12 protein-coding genes are annotated in these 19431 nt (G+C 37.9%); 5 read left to right on the top strand and 7 right to left on the bottom strand.

Features of this window, described 5'->3' with window-relative positions; all coding sequences use genetic code 11:
* Positions 1 to 11: 11 nt before the first annotated feature.
* The 4 genes from VF06_RS24770 to VF06_RS24785 form a co-directional block, all read right to left on the bottom strand.
* Complete coding sequence (locus tag VF06_RS24770) at positions 12 to 554, bottom strand: methanogen output domain 1-containing protein (RefSeq protein WP_099068383.1); 543 nt, start codon at positions 552 to 554, stop codon at positions 12 to 14.
* A 324-nt stretch (positions 555 to 878) separates the two neighbouring features.
* Positions 879 to 1922 (bottom strand): sensor histidine kinase, encoded by a 1044-nt coding sequence (locus VF06_RS24775; protein ID WP_099068384.1) that lies wholly within the window; start codon positions 1920 to 1922, stop codon positions 879 to 881.
* A 6-nt stretch (positions 1923 to 1928) separates the two neighbouring features.
* On the bottom strand, positions 1929 to 3080 hold the full coding sequence (locus VF06_RS24780; RefSeq protein ID WP_099068385.1) for an FIST signal transduction protein: 1152 nt from the start codon (positions 3078 to 3080) through the stop codon (positions 1929 to 1931).
* Positions 3081 to 3136: 56 nt separating this feature from the next.
* Positions 3137 to 4453: a hybrid sensor histidine kinase/response regulator gene (locus VF06_RS24785; RefSeq protein WP_099068386.1), complete on the bottom strand. Its 1317-nt coding sequence runs from the start codon at positions 4451 to 4453 to the stop codon at positions 3137 to 3139.
* A 745-nt stretch (positions 4454 to 5198) separates the two neighbouring features.
* Here VF06_RS24785 and VF06_RS24790 point away from each other — a divergent pair.
* Positions 5199 to 6185 (top strand): terpene synthase family protein, encoded by a 987-nt coding sequence (locus VF06_RS24790; protein ID WP_099068387.1) that lies wholly within the window; start codon positions 5199 to 5201, stop codon positions 6183 to 6185.
* 27 nt (positions 6186 to 6212) lie between these two features.
* Positions 6213 to 7604, top strand: a complete 1392-nt coding sequence (locus tag VF06_RS24795) for a cytochrome P450 (protein ID WP_099068388.1) — start codon at positions 6213 to 6215, stop codon at positions 7602 to 7604.
* Positions 7605 to 7772: 168 nt separating this feature from the next.
* Here the strand turns inward: VF06_RS24795 and VF06_RS24800 are convergent, their stop codons facing one another.
* Both VF06_RS24800 and VF06_RS24805 read right to left on the bottom strand, forming a co-directional pair.
* Positions 7773 to 13565 (bottom strand): ATP-binding sensor histidine kinase, encoded by a 5793-nt coding sequence (locus VF06_RS24800; RefSeq protein ID WP_099068389.1) that lies wholly within the window; start codon positions 13563 to 13565, stop codon positions 7773 to 7775.
* 701 nt (positions 13566 to 14266) lie between these two features.
* Complete coding sequence (locus tag VF06_RS24805; protein ID WP_099068423.1) at positions 14267 to 14929, bottom strand: response regulator; 663 nt, start codon at positions 14927 to 14929, stop codon at positions 14267 to 14269.
* Positions 14930 to 15252: 323 nt separating this feature from the next.
* Between VF06_RS24805 and lipA the strand changes: the two genes are divergently transcribed.
* Positions 15253 to 16218, top strand: coding sequence for a lipoyl synthase (gene lipA / locus VF06_RS24810; RefSeq protein ID WP_099068390.1), 966 nt, complete (start codon positions 15253 to 15255; stop codon positions 16216 to 16218).
* Between the two features lie 153 nt (positions 16219 to 16371).
* Positions 16372 to 16509, top strand: a complete 138-nt coding sequence (locus VF06_RS24815; protein ID WP_099068391.1) for a photosystem I protein PsaX — start codon at positions 16372 to 16374, stop codon at positions 16507 to 16509.
* Positions 16510 to 16530: 21 nt separating this feature from the next.
* Here VF06_RS24815 and VF06_RS24820 read toward each other — a convergent pair whose 3' ends face one another.
* Positions 16531 to 17397 carry a branched-chain amino acid ABC transporter permease gene (locus tag VF06_RS24820; protein WP_099068424.1) on the bottom strand — a complete coding sequence of 289 codons (867 nt, stop codon included), beginning with the start codon at positions 17395 to 17397 and terminating at the stop codon, positions 16531 to 16533.
* A gap of 186 nt (positions 17398 to 17583) precedes the next feature.
* On the opposite strand from VF06_RS24820, the gene hrmK reads away from it, so the two are divergent.
* Positions 17584 to 19419 carry a hybrid histidine kinase/response regulator HrmK gene (gene hrmK / locus VF06_RS24825; protein ID WP_099068392.1) on the top strand — a complete coding sequence of 612 codons (1836 nt, stop codon included), beginning with the start codon at positions 17584 to 17586 and terminating at the stop codon, positions 19417 to 19419.
* The last annotated feature ends 12 nt before the right edge of the window (positions 19420 to 19431 follow it).

Raw genomic sequence — 19431 nt, forward strand, 5'->3', positions numbered from 1 at the left:
TAGCCAAGAGTTTACATAGATTCTACCCCTCTAAAGTATTCTCTACCTTCTACCTCTTCTGCCTCTGGGGTAAGTTTTAAATAAACGATAACTCTGCACCCAAAATCTCCCTGTGCTATGGTATTTTGCAATTGCACTTTCGCATATCCTAGATTATTCGCTGCGATGGTTCCAAAGACATTTGAAGTCATCATACACATAGCAGGACGATTAACAACTTTGTCCCCAAATGGACAAACGCGATTACCAAAAACAATTTTTTCATCATCCTGTTCAATAATATAAAAATCACCTTGAATGCGTTTTTTTAAATCAACTAAGACATCAGCTACTTGCTTTTGGGAAAGATGTGAGACTTCTAAAGCAGATTTATAATCTTGGTTAATCTGACTACCCATCCTTTCACCAACTACACTAATAAATCCAGAAGCCTCTTCTAAGCCAACTACATCCTGTAATGTACCAGATAATTCTCTGATTAATGTACGTAAAAATAGATCGCGTTCTAAGGGGAGATTCAGGCTACTTATTGAATGATTAAAGGAAGTTGACATAAACTTTAAAAACACAACTTTAGAACTACAGTTTTAGAGTTCCCAAAAATAACTCTCAAGTAACTGAAATCAAGAGTTTTAATTTGTGTTAATGGTTGAATTTCGTATAAGCCGATATTGATACGCTTCTATTATCCAAAGGAAAATTTATGTAAACTATTTTTTAATAAAATTGAGACAGTATGCTCTCAAGATTTTCTATTTTATCACATCATGGGAACGAGCGATCGCCCTCTGGGATCGCTTTTCTGTACTACGTCACGATCGCCATGACAAAATAGTACTTGCGTAAGTCTTAACATTATTAGAAAAGATTTAACTATCTTAATAAAGTGGGATGGTGATTATAAATTCCGATCCTTCTCCCAACACAGAATTTACTTCCAAAGTTCCCTTGTGTTTTTGCACAATGATTTGATGGGCAATTGATAATCCTAATCCTGTTCCTTTACCCACCGTTTTAGTTGTAAATAAATGGTTAAAAATTTTTTCTTTTATTTCAGCTGATATTCCGACTCCATTATCTTTAATCCGAATCAAAACATGATTTTTATCTTCAGTTAGGGCAGTATGAATTGTAATTTGATTGGGATTGCCCTTAATTTCATCAAAAGTCAATCCAGAATTAGACTCTTCTAAAGCATCAATAGCATTTGCTAATAAATTCATAAATACCTGATTGAGTTGCCCAGGAAAGCATTCTACTAATGAAAATTCACCATAATCTTTAATGACTTGAATAGCAGGACGATTTTTATTTGCTTGCAAACGATGTTTGAGAATAACGAGAGTACTATTAATACCTTCGTGAATGTTAAAGAGAATTTTTTGTTCTGTGTCTGCTCTAGAGAAAGTTCGTAAGCTCTTGCTGAGATTGGAAATTCGATCTGTACCTTCTTTGATTGAAGAAATGAGTTGAGGCAAGTCCTCACGAATAAATTCCAGGTCAATGGAGTTGCTTTTTTTTTGAATTTCCTCAGATGCTTGAGAATAAGTTTGCTGATAGATATCTAACAAAGACAATAATTTATCAATATACTCTTGAATCGGAGTTAAATTACCTGCTATAAATCCAATGGGATTGTTAATTTCGTGGGCGACATCTGCAACTAGACTTCCTAATGTGGACATTTTATTTTCCATCATCTGAAGATTAAAAACCATCATTTCTAGTTCTTGACTTCTTTCTTCTAATTTATTTTGATATTCTTGTAACTCATAAATTACTTGTTTCAGTAAAGATTCTTTCTTTTTATTGATATCTTCTAATCTCATGCGGTCTGCCTCAGACCTCTCCAACTGTTTTTTGATGATTCTATTGGTTTTTCTGAGTTGTTGAATTTCTTTTTCACAATCAAAACTTTCCATCAAATTTTACTGAACTCCCAAAATTAAAGTTACAAAAGTTTCATTGTGAAATTGCGTTTGATTCATGAGGTCTATAGGAGCAATCTCTCCATTAGAATAAAATCCACAGATAGGTAAATAATTGTCCAGACAAATTTTGGTATTTTCGTACTCTTCTTGTGCCCTAGTACCAAGTATTTGCCTACGAGCTACACATGAAAAAAATAAAACAGCACTTGGTTCTTTACCTGGATAATTATTTAAAGCATTCATAAATGATGCTTTAGAAGCTGCAAGAATATCTTCATAACCTGCTTCAGAAATTTGAATCATTGCTTGGTCAGGAATATCTGCAAAAAACGTGATACTACCAGATTCTGGTTCGTAAGCAATGGGCGCTCTAATATAAAAGTTGTCTGTATCTTGCTCAAATACTGCTAGGGGATATTCCATTGAAGGAGGAAGCAACCCTAGATAATGATGATAAAAATCCAAGGCTGGTTTACCATCTATTTCATAGAGAATATTCTTATCTACTTTAGTTACTTTGCTGATTTGGCCAATGGGATGCCAACCACTTGCAATACCATGAGAAAACAATATTTTGCCGCAAAAAAGTAGAATTGGTACAGAATCACTTAAAACTTCTGTTTGAAAAAATTGGTATGTATTTTGATATTTTGACTGGTCAGCTGCTAAACCGCCAAAGATTGGTACATTTTGACCAAGAGCTAGTTTTAAGCCATTTAATATAGAAACACCACTAGTTGTCAGACTCTCTGGATGAGTTAAACATAGGCTTGGTGCTGTTGTAGTTTTTGCTTTGGCTTGTTCTACAGCTTGTTTGGTTGCAGTAATTGTATCAGCTGAAATGTGGCGTCCAACTCCAGCATAAATTTCTACTTCGTCTGAGCAAAACAACATTAAAGTAATTGAGTCTTGCTGAAATTCTAAAACTGAAGAAATTTCACCATCTGTTGTTCCACCAATTAATTCAATTCCGCTAAAAGCTTGATGAATTTGCTGCAAAATTAGGGAATGCTCAAAGTCAATTGCAGCAAAAAGAATTCCAGCTTGGGGAATATCTCCTGCCAAAGAAGTGATACATTGTTGAATAACGTCCTTAACTGCTGATAGAGAATCTGGATCGTTACTGTGACCTACTACTGCTTTGAACATAACATTGATTGATATATAAATAATTATTTTCGTACAAGATAATAGTTGCGAAATATTTAAATTGGCAGCTTAATAATAAATTCAGAACCTTGACCTGGTGCTGAATTTACTTCCAGAGTTCCTTTATGTTTTTCCACAACAATTTGACGAGCAATAGATAGTCCTAATCCTGTACCTTGACCTACAGGTTTGGTGGTGAATAAATGGTCAAAGATTTTTTGTTGGACTTCAGGGGACATGCCCACACCATTATCTTTAATGCGAATTAAGACATAATTATCTTCTGTAAGGCTAGTTTCAATCAAAATTTTGTTGGGATTGGTTTCAATTTCAATATAGCTACGCCCTAAATTAGATTCTTCTAAAGCATCAATGGCATTAGCTAATATATTCATAAATACCTGATTTAATTGTCCGCTAAAGCACTCTAAATCTGGTAAATTACCATAATTTTTGATAACTTCAATATTGGGACGACACTCTGATGCTTTTAAACGATGTTTGAGGATCATAATTGTACTATCAATACCATCATGAATGTTGCAATAAACTTGGCGATCGCTGTCTGCTCTCGAAAAGTTTCGCAAGCTGGTACTAATATTACGAATCCTTTGAACACCTTCTTTCATGGAAGAAATTAATTGAGGTAAATCAGAAAGTATATGCTGCAAATCCATCCCTGCAATTTCTTCTTGAATTTCTGCAACTGGATAAGGATAATGCTGTTGATATAGCTCAATTAGCTTAGTCATTGCTTGGAAATATACCGAAGCGTGACCGAGATTACCATGAATAAAACCAACTGGATTATTAATTTCATGAGCAACCCCCGCAACTAACTGACCAAGTGCAGACATTTTTTCTGTCTGTACAAGCTGAATTTGTGATTCTTGTAAATCTTTTAATGCTTTAGACAACGCTGCTGTTCTTTCTGCAACTCGGTTTTCTAAAGTTTTTGTCAGATTTCGTAATTGCAAATGGGTTTTAATTCTAGCTAGTAATTCTTCTTCATGAAAAGGTTTTGTAATGTAATCCACTGCACCAATATTTAGACCTTTAATTTTACTATCTGTATCTGAATTTCCTGTCATAAAAATTACAGGTATATCGCAAGTTTCAGCATTTTGTTTCAGCTTTTTACATGTTTCAAAACCATCGATTTTTGGCATCATTACATCTAATAAAATTAAGTCAGGTAGTCTATATTCAACTTGTTTAAGTGCCTTTTCTCCATTAACTTCTGTTACAACTTTAAAGCCTGCATCGGTTAATATTTGAAAGACGATTTGTAAATTAGTAGTAGTATCATCTACCACTAAAATCAAAATCTCTTCCGAGACATTAGATATATTTATTTCTGGTTTATAGCTCATGTATTTAAATTAATTTAACTCCTTATTACTTGTCGAATGCGATCGCAAGCAAGCTATCTCATTTGCTTAACTGACTGAAAAATTTACAGTGTAACAATACTATAGTTCCCAAAAACTCTAATAACAGCAACATTCTGACATCAAAAATTGAGATTGTACTAGGGCGATCGCCACATATGGATATACCACCAGAATCTCGTTTTTTTTACAATTAGTCATTATTACCCTTGTTTTTTAAAGAACGAGCGCTAGCTAACAAAAATATTTTTCATGCTGTATTGAAAGTTTTTTTGTTCGTCAACAGTATTTATAATGATGCAGACAACAACGTAATAATTTTTATCAAAAAAATATAAATACAGATAATTACGGTTATTTTTTTTTCAGAAAAAAACAACAATGGCCAAGTAACTTGTGAAATATTCAAATACATCATATTTACCGCTATCAGCGGAGTAAGTATCAAGTTCATACTTGGGAAAACTTGTAACTATCGTGAATTTTTTCACAAAACTACGCCATAGATAAAAAAGCTATTGCCTTAGTTGCGTTCTCATTGATGTCAGGACTTACGCAGAAATCACCGAAAATCTAACCACAGAGAACGCAGCGAAAAGTATGAGCGGAGATTCGCAACCATCATCACTTTTCAAGACAGAGAACACCGAGAAATAAGAGTTTGCAATGTTTGTTGCGTAAGTCTGAGATGCCGATCGATGAAATTTAATTAGCTCAGGAATTTTTTATGGAAGAATTACTTTTTCCTGGTTTACACTGCCCATTTGCACTCAAAGTTAATCGGCATGTTGATGTTTTACAAGAGTTTGGTATTGAATGGGTGGTTCGCTTCAATCTCTTGGCCAATGAATCAACTTATAAGCGGTTTTGTAAGTCTAATTTCTTTTTATTAGCTGCATCTGCCTATCCTGACAGCGATATTGAAGAAATTAAGATTGCAAATGATTGGTTAAGTTGGGTTTTTCTTTGGGACGATCAATGTGATTTATCAGATTTAGGAAAAAAACCTGACATTTTAAAGCTCCATAATCAGAGATATTTAGAAATCTTAAATGGGGCAGCCGTTACAAGCGAAGATACAGCCCTTGTTCTTGCTTTAAGTAACCTCAGAGAAAGGATTCTTGCAAAAACGAGTGTAATATGGTTCCATCATTTCATCACTAGCTTTCAGGAATGGTTAGAGGCATGTACTGAGGAAGCAGCAATCCGCGCCAAGGGAATCGTACCAGATGTGGATACGTATATCATGACGCGTAAATCAAGTATAGGTGTCGATGCTTTTCTCACTTTGACTGAATTTTGCCATAATTTAACGATTCCGGACTTTATACGAAAACATGAAATAATTCTCAAATTGCAATTTCTTACAGGACATATCATTGCCTGTTGTAATGATATCTTTTCTGTATCTAGAGAAATGTTGAGTGGTGATGTTCATAATTTAGTATTGGTACTGCACTATCAACAGCAAATTCCGATAAATCAGGCAATTTATCGTGTAGTAGAAATGCATAATAATGCCATACAAACAATGATGAATTTAGAAGCATCTCTTCCCACATTTGGAGAAGAAGTAGATGCTGAACTTGCAAAATACATATCAGGAATGCACGCTTGGATACGCAGCAACCATGACTGGTATTCCCAGACAAGTCGCTATCAAAGTATCGAAAGGCTGGAACTAACACAAAATTATGAAGTGTTGAATTCTTGAGCGAGACTTAACCCGATCAAAAATTAAATGACATTACCTAATCTGATTAAAACTCCTTCGCTGCTACAAAAGCTGCAATGGATTACCGATCCTGTCGGTTATATGGAAAAAGCGGCTCAGCAATATCCTGATATTTTCACTGGTAAAATAGTTGGTTTTGGCGATACTGTGGTATTCGTGAACCATCCCCAGGCAATCCAGGAAATTCTCACTAATGACAGAAAGAAGTTTGTTGCTATTGGTGAAGCGAATAAAATTGTAGCTCCTTTAGTGGGAGAAGCTTCGCTTTTCTTGAAAGAGGGTATTCCTCACAAACAAAAACGACAACTCGTAATGCCTGCTTTTCATGGGGAGCGAATGCGAGCTTATGGTCAACAAATCTGTAACTTATCCACAAAGGTTTTTAGTCAGTTACTAGTCAATCAGCACTTCTTGGCTCGTAATTTCACACAAGAGATAACCCTACAGGTAATATTACAGGTTGTCTTGGGGTTGAATGAGGGAGAAAAATTCCAAGAACTGAAATATTTATTACCCGAATTGTTGGATTTGACTCGATCGCCAATAACCTCTAGTTTATTCTTTTTCTCATTTTTGCAAAAGGATTTGGGAGCTTGGAGTCCTTGGGGAAAGTTTCTACGCGATCGCCAGCAAGTTGATAAATTGCTCTATGCTGAAATTGCCGAACGTAGACAGCAACTGAATCCAGAACGCGCAGATATCTTATCTATGCTGGTGTTAGCGCAGGATGACACCGGTCAATCGATGACGGATAAAGAGTTACGCGATCAGTTGATCACTTTAATGCTTGCTGGATACGAAACTACAGCATCAGCGATCGCTTGGGGATTGTATTGGATTCACCAAAAACCTTTAGTTCGTGAAAAACTACTCCAAGAATTAGACACTCTCGGTGATTCCCCAGATCCCATGAGTATTTACCGTCTACCATATCTGACAGCTGTTTGTAATGAAACCTTGAGAATTCACCCCGTTGTTATGTTCTCTTTCCCTAGAGTAGTGCAAGAACCTATTGAACTCTTGGGACATCCTTTAGAACCTGGCACTGTGACACTTCCGAGTATTTATCTCACCCATCAACGTGAAGATTTATACCCCAAACCACAGGAATTTAAACCAGAGCGCTTTTTAGAACGACAATTTTCTCCCTATGAATTTCTGCCCTTTGGGGCTGGTGTGCGTCGTTGTATTGGTGAAGCTTTGGCTGTGTTTCAAATGAAACTAGTATTAGCAACAGTGTTGTCAAACTATCAACTAGCGCTAGTCGATGGTCAAAGAGAGCGACCCCAACGTAAAGGCTTTACCCTTGCGCCTTCTTGTGGAGTCAAGATGGTAATGACAGGACACCGAGTGTGTCAAGAGTCTTTGACGAAAATAACAGCTATCTCTGTATCTTAGAACACAATACCCTTGGGCTTTTGGGGGGATTCGGGAGTAGGGAGTAGAGTCACGACTCCCGACTTTTTACCAAACTCACGCAATACTGCTTTTTAAGCTGTCAACCGTCAACAGTCAACACTCAACACTCAACACTCAACATCAAATCCCATCCAGAGTAGGATAAACTTAACCTTGTTGCATTGGTATCTCAATCACGAACTCTGTGCCTTCTCCTATTGTGGAATTACAAGTTAAATTACCTTTGTGTTTGTCCACAATAATTTGATAGCTAATGGACAATCCTAAACCTGTACCACTTCCCACTGACTTAGTTGTAAAAAATGGGTCAAAAATTTTCTGACGCAGGGCTTCTGTGATACCAGAACCGTTATCGGCAATGCGAATTACCACTGTATTGGAATTTGCTAGTTGAGTAGAGATGCGAATTTTTGGAGAATGATTTTTTATTTGTTGTTGAGCTTTTGATACTCCCAAATCTCCATTAAGATTTATTTGTTGCTCACTTACGGATAATTCTTCTAAAGCATCGATGGCATTACTTAAGATATTCATGAATACCTGATTTAGCTGACCTGCATAGCAAGTCACTTCTGGTAGATTTCCGTATTCTTTGATGACTTCAATTTCCGGATAATCATTCTTCTCCTTAAGTCGATGCTGCAAAATCATCAAGGTATTATCTATTCCTTCGTGAATATCTACAGGCTTCATTTCATATTCATCAAGACGTGAAAAGTTGCGTAAGCCTAAAACAATAGTGCGGATACGCGAACTCCCAACCTTCATGGAATCTAAAATTTTTGGCAAGTCTTTTGCTAGAAAATCTATGTCAATTTCCTCAGATTTATCCTCAATGGCAGGTGAAGAATCAGGATATTCTTGTTGATAAACAGTTATCAACTCTAGCAAATGGCGTACATACTCGCTAGCATGAGCAATATTTCCGTGAATAAAGTTAATGGGGTTATTAATTTCATGGGCAATTCCCGCTACCATTTGCCCTAATGAAGACATTTTTTCGCTTTGAATTAATTGAATTTGGGCGCGTTTTAATTCCTGTATGGCCTGTTGTAATCTTTCATTTTTATCGTTTAATTCCTGCGTTCTTTCTTTGACTTTTTGCTCTAGAGTATGGTTGTATTTCTCTAAACTTTGTTTTGCTTGTGTTAAATTTTTGTAGAGGATGGCATTCTTAAGAGATATTGCTGCTTGGGTAGTGAGTAGTTTCAGAACTTCTACGCGATCGCGTGTAAATGCTCCGGTAGTTAAATTATTTTCTAGATAAATAATCCCAATCAATTGTCCTTGATTGATAATCGGTACAGACAGTAGACTCTTTGGTTCTTCACAGATAATATAGCTATCTGCTGCCAAAAAGGAAACAGCCATTGCATCATCGATAACCAAGATTTCCCTAGAACGTTTAACGTAGTTAATCAAAGTAATTGGAACATCGTAGCTTGATTCTAAAGAAATGGACGGAAATTCTGTATAGCTGTTTTCAAAATTGGAAATCGAACAAACTGCGGTGACAATTAATTCTAAGCTATCATCTTCACTTAAAATCAAAGCACATTTAGAAGCTCCAGCATTTTCGATGACGACTTCCATTAAACTAGAAAGCAGTCGTTCAAGCTCAATTTCTCCAGAAAGTGCTTGAGATGCTTTAATAAATGTAGCTAAATCCAAAGAATCAGAAATACTTGTCTTTGAGCCAATCACAGTTTGTTGAGTACTCAAACTCGATAAAGATATGTTCTTCAAAGAAGTACTTTCTTGGCTAGAATAGATATTTAGTTTGAGCTTTTCTTGCTGGAATACAGGAGCGAGTAATAAAGGATAGCGTTTTACCAAATCGTCAACTTTTGCTACGGCTCCCCAGCGAACATAACTATAGTAAGCGTCTGTAAGGTAGCTTTGGGCAATCTTATGTTTGCCCCATTCTAGGTAGAATTTAGCAGTGACTTCTTGAGCCAGAGCTTCTTCATGGAGATACTCATTTTCTTTAGCCAGAGAAATAGCGCGATCGTAAAATTCGATCGCTTCGAGATATTCACCACCAATGCGACACCGTTCAGCCTCTACAAGATAATATTTATGTAAATAATTCATCGGAGCATGATGTGTCCAATGCTGCATTTTTTCTTGATTCAATCGAACCTTATCCATAATAGATTGTTGCTCTAAAACAGATGCATTGCCATATAAGGCTAGCCGTGTTAGTGAATCATAAAAATACAAAATAGGAGTAACTAACTGTCCTCTTCCGCCATCTAAATATTTTTCTGCTAGGATAGCATTGTCCAACGCTAAAGGGTATTTTTCAAATAAGTAACAAAGATGTAATTTGCTGACATAAAAATAGAAAATCCCCATTACATCATTAGCTTCTCTATAAAGCGGTAACATTTTTTCTTCGTTGTAAGCTTCACCAATTAAACAACAAGGATTTTCTACATTACCTAGTAAATTTAAAACGCTTTGTCTGTGGATACTAATCCAATTAAATACTATTTCTTGTTTGATTTGAGCGATGGCATTACTATAAGCTGCCATTTCCCGCTCTAGTTCTGTCAATTCCCGACCGACAAAATATGAAGAATAGGAATAAGCATTAAGACAATAGGCTGCATATTCTAAATCTCCTGTTTCTATTCCAGAATAGTAACTCTCCAGTAAAGGTTTTAGTATTTGTCTAGTATGTTCCTTCCAATGTCTAATAGCTGTATTAAATGCAAGAATTATTTTGGTTTTGACTTCTTTAGCATTCAATTTTTCTACTAAATTCACACCTAATTGACCAAATTCATAGGCAGACTCAATATCTCCCACTACGCCAGTGAGTACTAACCCATAATTGACATAAGCAAAAGCAGACAAGGAACTATTGCCATATTTTAAAGATAAGTTGATTTGTTTGATATAAATCAGCGGAAACAGTTCCGGCCTCACTAAATAACTAATCGCAGTTATAGTCGATAGAATATGCATCACTGCTATTTGCTGAGCATCTATCATTTCCGGCAGTTCGATTAAATCCTGAATACGCCTGCCGTTGAGATTTGATGCTAATTCTGCCATTGCTAATTGAATATCAGACTTCTGTGGATGTTCGGGAAATTCCACTCCCAAAAGCTTCAAAAATGTAAGTGCGGTATTTATGGCCTCCAGTCCTTGATTCTGCGCTCCGTAAGCTTGAATTTTGACTTGATAAACTTTTATTTTTTCCAGCAGTGGTTTACGTAGCAACACCACCTCTGCAAATTGCTCCATCTGTTCAAAGTTACCAGCTAAATATGCTGCCTCTGTGGCAGTTTCATATAAGGCTAGGGTGAGATGATGTTTTGTTTCCCAACTATCAGGTGCTAGTAGCTGGATACCGATAGTTAAATATTTAAGTGCAGTTGCATAAGCTGTTGATGCTAAAGCTTTACGTCCAGCAATTAAGTTCATGTGGGCGAGTTCATCTCGCTTGCCTTGATGAGAGATAAATTCCACTGCAATATTCAGCTGATTGACAAGCTCAAAAATTCTTTCTTCTTGTTCTGCGATTGGAATATTGCTCAACAACAGTAGCCCAATTTTTAAGTGAATTGGCTTTTTTTGTTCTTCGGGAATTAAAGAATAAGCAGCTTGTTGTACGCGATCGTGTACAAATTTATATTTAGGTATTTGCAAATTAATACTTGTAATTTCTGTAGATTCTATACCTTGAATAATTAAGTCTTGATTATTATTATCTGCCGGAAAAATATTGTAAATTTCTGTCTGTGGTAAAATGAGTCCATCCAGTAAAGCTTGCCACAAATCTGATGCTGTATCTACTACAGATTTCTCATGGACGATCGCTAAACTTTTTAAATCAAATTGATTGCCAATACAAGCAGCAAGCTTTAATACTTTTTGGGTATTGATTGGTAGTTTTTCTATTTGAATGGCGATAAATTGTACTACATCATCTGTAAGAGCTAATTCTTTGATTTTAGCAATATCATATTGCCAATAACCAAGATCTAAATTTAATACAATTAATTCTTCTTCGTATAAAGACTTGAGGAATTGAATAGAAAAGAATGGGTTACCTTTAGTTTTGGCAAACACCATCTGAGTCAAAGGAACAGCAACTAATTCTGGACAATGAAGAGTATCAGCAATTAAATGATTTAAATCTCCCTGATTTAAAGGTAATAAATTAATAGTACTAATGTTTGCTCCTGCTTGTTCAATCTCTTGGAGTGTTAAATAAAGTGGATGTGCTTTTGAAATTTCATTATCTCGATAAGAACCAATTAATAATAAACTTCTTTTGACTTCAGCTATTTTTTCTGTATCTTCTGAGATATCAGACAAGCTATTTTCACACATTAATAACTGAATTAGTTTTAAAGAAGCTGTATCTGCCCATTGTAAATCATCGAGAAAGATAACAAGGGGACGCTCCTTTGTCGTGAAAATTTGAATGAATTTCTGGAATAATAAATTAAAACGATTTTGGGCGGCACTCCCAAAAAGTTCTGTAACTAAAGGTTGCTGACCAACAATCTGTTCGAGTTCAGGAATTACGTCAATAATTACCTGAGTTTGTGTGCCTAATTCTCGGAGAATCTTGGCTTTCCATTGTTGAATTTGGGCATCAGTTTCTGAGAGCAGTTGTCCGATTAAGTCTCGAAAAGCTTGCACTAACCCCGATAAAGGAATATCACGTTGAAACTGATCGAATTTTCCTTTGATGAAGTAACTCCGCTGACGCAGGATGGGTTTGTGAACTTCGTTAACTACAGCAGTTTTGCCAATGCCTGAGAAACCCGCGACTAATATCATTTCTACTCCCCTAATTCCCCTTTGACAGGTAGCAGGGATTTCCTGGCTTAAAGCAAGTGATTCTGTTAACTGATACTCCTTTTCCATGAGAGACTGCGCCAACCCAGAAACCGGAGGATAGGATCTAACGGAACAGCCAAGGGGGTTAGCAACTCGCTCAAAAGCAGCAAGTAGGGTTGCAACTTCATTTTGCCGACCATAGAGTTTTTCGGGGATTACAAAACGGTCTGAGATGTCGCGGCTAGCTAGTTTAAAATTTGCAATCTTTCCTATTTCTTGCCATTGCTTTTGGCATACTTCCAAATCATGCTTTAACCCCGATACGCTTTGATAGCGTTCCTCAGCATTTTTGGCCATCAGTTTGCTGATAATCTCAGACAAAATTGCTGGAATATTGGAATTTAGCTGGCTAGCTTTTAGCGGTTGTTTAGCAATATGAGAGTAAACTAACTCCATCGGATCTTTAGTTGTGAAAGGTACTTGTCCGGTAAGGAGTTCAAAAAAGGTTACACCAAGAGAATAAAAATCAGTGCGGTAGTCAATACCCCGGTTCATCCTACCAGTTTGTTCTGGAGAAATATAAGCAAGAGTACCTTCTAAAACGTTGGGGTTAATCAGACATTGGCTTTCTCTTGGTAAAAGTGTGGCAATACTAAAATCGATGATTTTTATCTCACATGTAGTTGGATTAATCAGGATATTGGCAGGTTTAATATCTTTGTGAATAATGCGATCGCAGTGCAGTCCTTCAAGAATAGAAGCAATTTTAATAGCAATATCAAAAAACTCATCTACGGAAATTTTATTCTCTTTTTTATCCTTGGCTTCCAGTCGCCATTTTTGTAGGGAAATACCACCAAAATCTTCCATCACTAAGATGTAACTATTGCGGTAATTATCTAAACTATAGGGTTTGATGATACCAGGTATATCGAGGTTTTTAGTGATGATATATTGATTGCGAAATTGGGCAATTTCCGCGAATGTAGGATATTCACTCCGCATCAATTTGAGAACTACTGATTTTTGGTCTTGCTCTCTAATACCCCGATAAACTAGGGTTTTACTACCTGAGTAAATTTGCTCAGTTATCCTATAGCCAGGAAACGCATATAGTGTATCTAGTACTATTGACATTGCAACCTATATTTATAATTTTGTTTCTATGGCTTAGTATTCCCCTGTTCAGACTATCGTTATCAGTAAATAGTCCAATTTATCCTTTTATTGGTGTTTATTACTTAAAGTTTCATCAAAAATTTAATTATTATTCCTATATTTTTGAGAATATAAATTTTTCATGAAATTGTTAGTTCAATTACTATATTAAACTTTGTCTAAGTTGAGAACTGGAGTTTTTCAAAAGGAAATGGATAACTTTTAACAGATAAGAATCTATGATTTGAAAATACAACTTAATTTTCCAAAAACTCAAAGTTTCAAATTAGACGCAGTTTATGAAATTTTTCATGCCAAAAATAATTTGATTTTTTGCCTAAATTTATGAAATTAGCTGTGACGTTAACATTTATATTGTGTCTTGTTATCTACGAGCATAAATCACAAAAAAGCCTGCCATACTCTTGCTGTCAAAAGTAAACTATGGCAGGCTTAATGGATCTAAGGATGCTTTGCTAGACTAGCAAGTGAGGTTAATAATACCCTCGTATCCCGACCAAGTAATTAGTAATTATTAATTCGTAATTGAAACCGCACAGGATAATAGCGATGGCAAATTTTAAGCTAATTTGTGTCCAAGTTGCGTATTCTCTGGTTAAGACTGACTAATGACAAACAACAGCCAGCGAATTAGTTATGCAATTTAAATGTGTTTTAGCTTATTTGATTTTTTGTTTAATAAAAGTCACAACTTGAGTTAGCTGTTTCTTCAAGCTTTCTATTTCTGCTTGCATTTTGGCTATTTTATCGTTCAATGCCTCAATTTCCGCCTGGGAGACTCCTGGGGAACTAGAGTTTGGTATTGTAGTATTTGTAGCAGCTGGGGTTGTTAGTATGGCATTTGTCTCACTAGAAGTTGCTACTGTAGCACTAGTGACACCAGAGGTTGTGGTAGTGCCATTCTTAGCGGTAGCAGCTCCCACTGCAACTAATTCTGGGCGTGGCTGCTTCGCTTTTGTCATAGCTAACTTAATTGCGCCAATTAGTTGCTTCTGATCGAAAGGCTTGCCCAGAAATTCAAAATATTCAAAAGGTTCTGGGATTTTTTCAGTCACCTCTTCTTTGCGACCAGACATGATCACCAAAGGAATTTTCCTTAACTCAGGATGAGCTTGAACTTGCTGGAAAACTTCCCAGCCACTCATTTTAGGCAGGAGAAAATCCAGCATAATCAGGCTGAGTTTTTCCTGAAGGATGAAATTTAGTCCTTCTACACCGTCTTTTGCTTCCAGTACCTCAAAATTGCCTGGAGGCAACATTTCTCGTACTTTTACCCTGACAACTGTAGTGTCATCGATAACTAAAATTTTATTGCTTGCCACGACTGTTTGCTCTAACAGAAACTTTAAGTGTAAATAGCGGCTTTGCCGATTGTCCTTGAGAATTCTCCCACTATATACAAAATATCTATGAATTGGGGGATAGTATATTTCGGTATAAATGACATTGCTAAACGTGTTTTGCAAAACTTTTGCTTGTGTTCTTTTAAATTTGTGTCATTGTGATATTTAAAGCTTTAGCCTCGATCTAAAAGATTAGGGATAGGGAGATGGGGAGATGGGGAGGCACAGGAGCAGAGGAGAGAATAATAACTTCTAACTCATCAGTCACCAGTGAACAGTCAATAGTGAACAGTCAACCGTCTATGATTTCGTCACAACAAGCTGAACTCAAGTCTGAAATTATGGCAATGCCTAGCTGGCTACGTCGCCCCATTGGCAAAGCCAGCGAAATCTCCACCGTACAACGCATTATTAAACAGCGGCAAATTCATACGATTTGCGAAGAAGGGCGTTGTCCCAATCGGGGAGAGTGCTATGCCCAAAAAACCGCAACTTTTTTACTGATGGGGCCTACTTGCACGCGCTCTTGTGCTTTCTGCCAGGTAGATAAAGGCCATGCGCCGATGCCTATTGATTTAGAGGAACCGAAAAAGGTAGCCCAGGCGGTGCAGCTGTTAGGATTACATTATGTGGTGTTGACTTCTGTAGCCCGTGATGATTTGCCAGACCAAGGTGCAGGGCATTTTGCGAACACCATCACCACTATCCGCCAATTCAACCCAAAAACTCAAATTGAAGTCCTGACTCCAGATTTCTGGGGTGGTGCAGGAAGTGGGGAATCGAGTCAACGCCAGCGCATAGCTACGATTGTTGAAGCCAAAGTGGCTTGTTTCAACCACAACATTGAGACAGTGCGACGCTTAACCGGGCCAGTGCGCCGGGGAGCCAAGTACGATCGCTCCTTGAGAGTGTTGGCTATAGTCAAAGAACTGGATTCGACAATTCCCACAAAATCAGGCTTGATGCTGGGGCACGGAGAAACCACCGACGAAGTCGTCCAAGCAATGGCTGATTTGAGGGCTGTGGGGTGCGATCGCTTGACTATCGGCCAGTATATGCGCCCCTCTTTAGAGCATCTACCAGTCCAAAAATATTGGACTCCAGAGGAATTTCAGCAACTCGGCTCAATAGCACGGGAAATGGGATTCAGCCACGTCCGTTCCGGGCCCCTGGTTCGTAGTTCTTACCATGCGGGAGACCCAGAAGTGGGGAGTGGGGAAGATGGGGGAGATGGGGGAGATAAGGGGCACAAAGAGAATAATTCTTAACTCCAAACTCCAAACTCCTAACTCCTAACTCCTCTTCCCATGCCCCATGCCCTATGCCCAATCCCCAACTTCAAATATTTCTAAAGAATTTGGGAGATTGGTACACATAATTTGGTATTTCTTAAAAAGTCCTGACATTAGGAGAAGTGCATTATGACTGCTAAAACTAAGAATTCCGCAGTTGCTGACAGTGGAGCTAAACCTCCCTACGCCTTTCGCACGGGCTGGGCACTGTTCTTGTTGGCTATCAATTTCTTGGTAGCAGCTTATTATTTCCACATTATTGAATAGTTAGAAGTGGAACGGTGCTGCTCAAATCGTGCCTTTAAATAAACCTTTGGGACGAATGAGTAGCACCAAAATCATAATTAACAGTGCTACACCTTGTTTGTATTGAGAACCCAGCCAAGGAGTGCTGATTTCTTGGACAATGCCAATAATAAAAGCTGCGGCGATCGCACCATAGGGGTTGCCAATCCCTCCCAAAATCACTGAGGCAAATAAGGGTAAAATTAAAAACCATCCCATATTCGGGCGCACAGCAGTGATTAAACCATACATGCTGCCTCCCAATGATGTTATGGTACCAGCAATTACCCAAGTCCATAAAATTACTCGGTCAACATTGATACCAGAAACCCTGGCTAAATCGAGATCGTCAGCTACTGCTCGCATGGCTTTACCAATTTTGGTGTTTTGCAAGAGATAGTGCAGTGCCAAAATTGCTAGCACTGCCAATCCCAACACTAATAATTGATTTTGCGGCACTTTCAAGCCGAAGATATCTAAAGCAGGAGTAACGGCTAAATCATAATTTTGATTTTTGCCACCCCAAATAAAAATAATTCCATTGCGAAGAAATAAGGCCAGTCCGATAGAAATAATAATTAGTGTGGTGGAGGTAGCACGAATAGAGCGCATTCTTGACCAGAGTAACTTTTCTGATAACAGCATTACCGTTACTGTTCCTGCTGCTGCGAGGATTGTAGACACCCAAATATTGACTCCAATGGTGTTGATTAACCAAGTGAGATAGGCTCCTAATGTGAGAAAGTCACCATGAGCAAAATTAGATAGACGTAAAATTCCATAGGTCAGTGTTAGTCCAACTGCGGCTAGAGCAATAATACTCCCCACTGCAATTCCGTTGACGATTAATTGGGCAAATTGTATATCCATGAGTCTGAAGTTGCCAGAAAAAATTTTCAAATCAGTCCTTTTTACAATTATTTTTTGCGGTTTAGGTGCTAAACCCGACACCATAAGTTATGGTTTATAAATAAAAAAGGATTGCCCGCCCACATAACATAGAATCCTATTCGGATTTTTATGCGAAGCTAAACTTGTTCAGCGGTCTAGTTGACCATGCAGCAGTATTCAAGCTTACCAGAACAGAACTCACAGATAGATGCAACGCCAAAACTTTTGACAACAAGTCAACAAGTTCGCGCCGATTTGTGGCTGGAGAAAAGTTTAAACCAGTTACAAAGTCGCCTTAATGATTGCCTGCTTTCTGCTTGTAATACTGTCTCACAGTCCCTAGCCGCAGAAGCAGAAATTTTCCAAACTGTAATTGACGAGATTAACACTGCTGTGGACACCAGTCATGTGGCGTTCGTGCAGTTCACCGTAGGTGTGGCTCTGCTGGAACCACACCAAACCTTTGCTACAGTTTGTTATGTTTCTCGTTCCTCATTTTCCAGCTCACAAGCTCCACTGTTGGAAGTAACGTTGACAGCAGAAAAAAAGCTGCCATTGAAATTGCAACAGACCATAGAAATCAAAGATTTGCAGCAGCTAGAGAATCAAACAATACCGAATGCTTGGCGGTTAACTGATGATGCTGGTGGCGTTATTGGCTGGCTAGTTATTGCCACAGCAGCGCCGGGGCCTGATTCTAAGCCACTCATATCCCAAGCTCAGCTCAGAGCGCAATTCATGGCCAGGTCTGCTAAGCAGTGTAATACAGCTTTACTGCAACTGAGACACATCCTATGTTGGCAGCAACGGTATGAACAGCTAAGTAATTCTAATCAAGAATTAGAGCGTACTAATCAACTCAAAAATCAGTTTTTGGCAAACACGAGTCACGAAATCCGCACACCCCTAAGTTCGATTATTGGGTTTACCCACTTGCTCTTAGCCCAAGGCTACGAACCAACGAAAGAACGTCAGCTAGAGTATTTAAATATCATTCAATCTAGCGGCAAGCACTTGCTAGCTCTGATTAATGATATTTTAGATCTCTCTAAAATTGAAGCCAACCAACTAGAAGTACAGTGGGAAACAGTAGATGTGCCACTGCTGTGTAGCAATGTTTTGGCACTGGTGAAGGAAAAAGCCGCTAATAAAGGTTTGAAATTAGTCTTAGAACTCGACCCACATCTGCCAACTTTAGTGGCCGATCCCTTACGACTCAAGCAAATGCTGTTGAATCTACTCTTCAACGCTTTAAAGTTCACTACTCAAGGCAGTGTTGGCTTACGGGTTGCTAGCAAAGGGCTATTTGTGCATTTTACAGTTTGGGATACTGGCACTGGTATATCCCCAGAAGACCAAGCTTTACTATTTCATCCTTATTTCCAAATTGCTAACACTGTGGCAGGTGTTGAAGGTACTGGTTTGGGTTTAGCAGTGACTCGCAAACTGGCAGAAATTCACGGTGGTTCCGTGAAAGTGGAATCTGAGCTAAATCGGGGTTCGCATTTTACACTGGTACTTCCCCTGAAGAAAGCAGAGGAAGGACAAGCAGCAGGAGAAGCAGAGGAAACAGAGGACGCAAAATGTTTTTCTTCTACTGTGGTTGTGACTCCTAGTTTGTCTCCTCACGTATTGCTGGTGGAAAATGACCAAGCCAACGGCGATTTGATGCAAATTTATCTATCGAAATTGGGATATAAAGTGACTTGGGCTAAGAGCGCTGCAAAAATGTGGGAAGTTTTAACACAGCAACAGCCAGCAGTCATTTTAATGGATGTTTATCTGCCAGATGGAAATGGTCTAAAGTTGGTGCAGGAATTACGACAAAATCCCCAGTATCAAAAGATTCCAGTGATTGCTCAAACAGCAATGGCGATGAAAGGCGATCGCGAAACTTGTCTTGCTGCTGGAGTAAATGATTATATTTCTAAACCAATTGATTTACCACTTTTAGCCACTTTGGTAGCTAAGTATAGTAAAGTACCAAACTCCATTGATTGAGAGTAGGGAGAT

The organism is Nostoc linckia z4, from assembly GCF_002608075.1.
Classification (GTDB): domain Bacteria; phylum Cyanobacteriota; class Cyanobacteriia; order Cyanobacteriales; family Nostocaceae; genus Nostoc; species Nostoc linckia.

Coding starts and splice junctions, on each gene's coding strand:
- VF06_RS24770 (WP_099068383.1), bottom strand. CDS start 554: ATGTCAACTTCCTTTAATCATTCAATAAGTAGCCTGAATCTCCCCTTA.
- VF06_RS24775 (WP_099068384.1), bottom strand. CDS start 1,922: ATGGAAAGTTTTGATTGTGAAAAAGAAATTCAACAACTCAGAAAAACC.
- VF06_RS24780 (WP_099068385.1), bottom strand. CDS start 3,080: ATGTTCAAAGCAGTAGTAGGTCACAGTAACGATCCAGATTCTCTATCA.
- VF06_RS24785 (WP_099068386.1), bottom strand. CDS start 4,453: ATGAGCTATAAACCAGAAATAAATATATCTAATGTCTCGGAAGAGATT.
- VF06_RS24790 (WP_099068387.1), top strand. CDS start 5,199: ATGGAAGAATTACTTTTTCCTGGTTTACACTGCCCATTTGCACTCAAA.
- VF06_RS24795 (WP_099068388.1), top strand. CDS start 6,213: ATGACATTACCTAATCTGATTAAAACTCCTTCGCTGCTACAAAAGCTG.
- VF06_RS24800 (WP_099068389.1), bottom strand. CDS start 13,565: ATGTCAATAGTACTAGATACACTATATGCGTTTCCTGGCTATAGGATA.
- lipA (WP_099068390.1), top strand. CDS start 15,253: ATGATTTCGTCACAACAAGCTGAACTCAAGTCTGAAATTATGGCAATG.
- VF06_RS24815 (WP_099068391.1), top strand. CDS start 16,372: ATGACTGCTAAAACTAAGAATTCCGCAGTTGCTGACAGTGGAGCTAAA.
- VF06_RS24820 (WP_099068424.1), bottom strand. CDS start 17,397: ATGGATATACAATTTGCCCAATTAATCGTCAACGGAATTGCAGTGGGG.
- hrmK (WP_099068392.1), top strand. CDS start 17,584: ATGCAGCAGTATTCAAGCTTACCAGAACAGAACTCACAGATAGATGCA.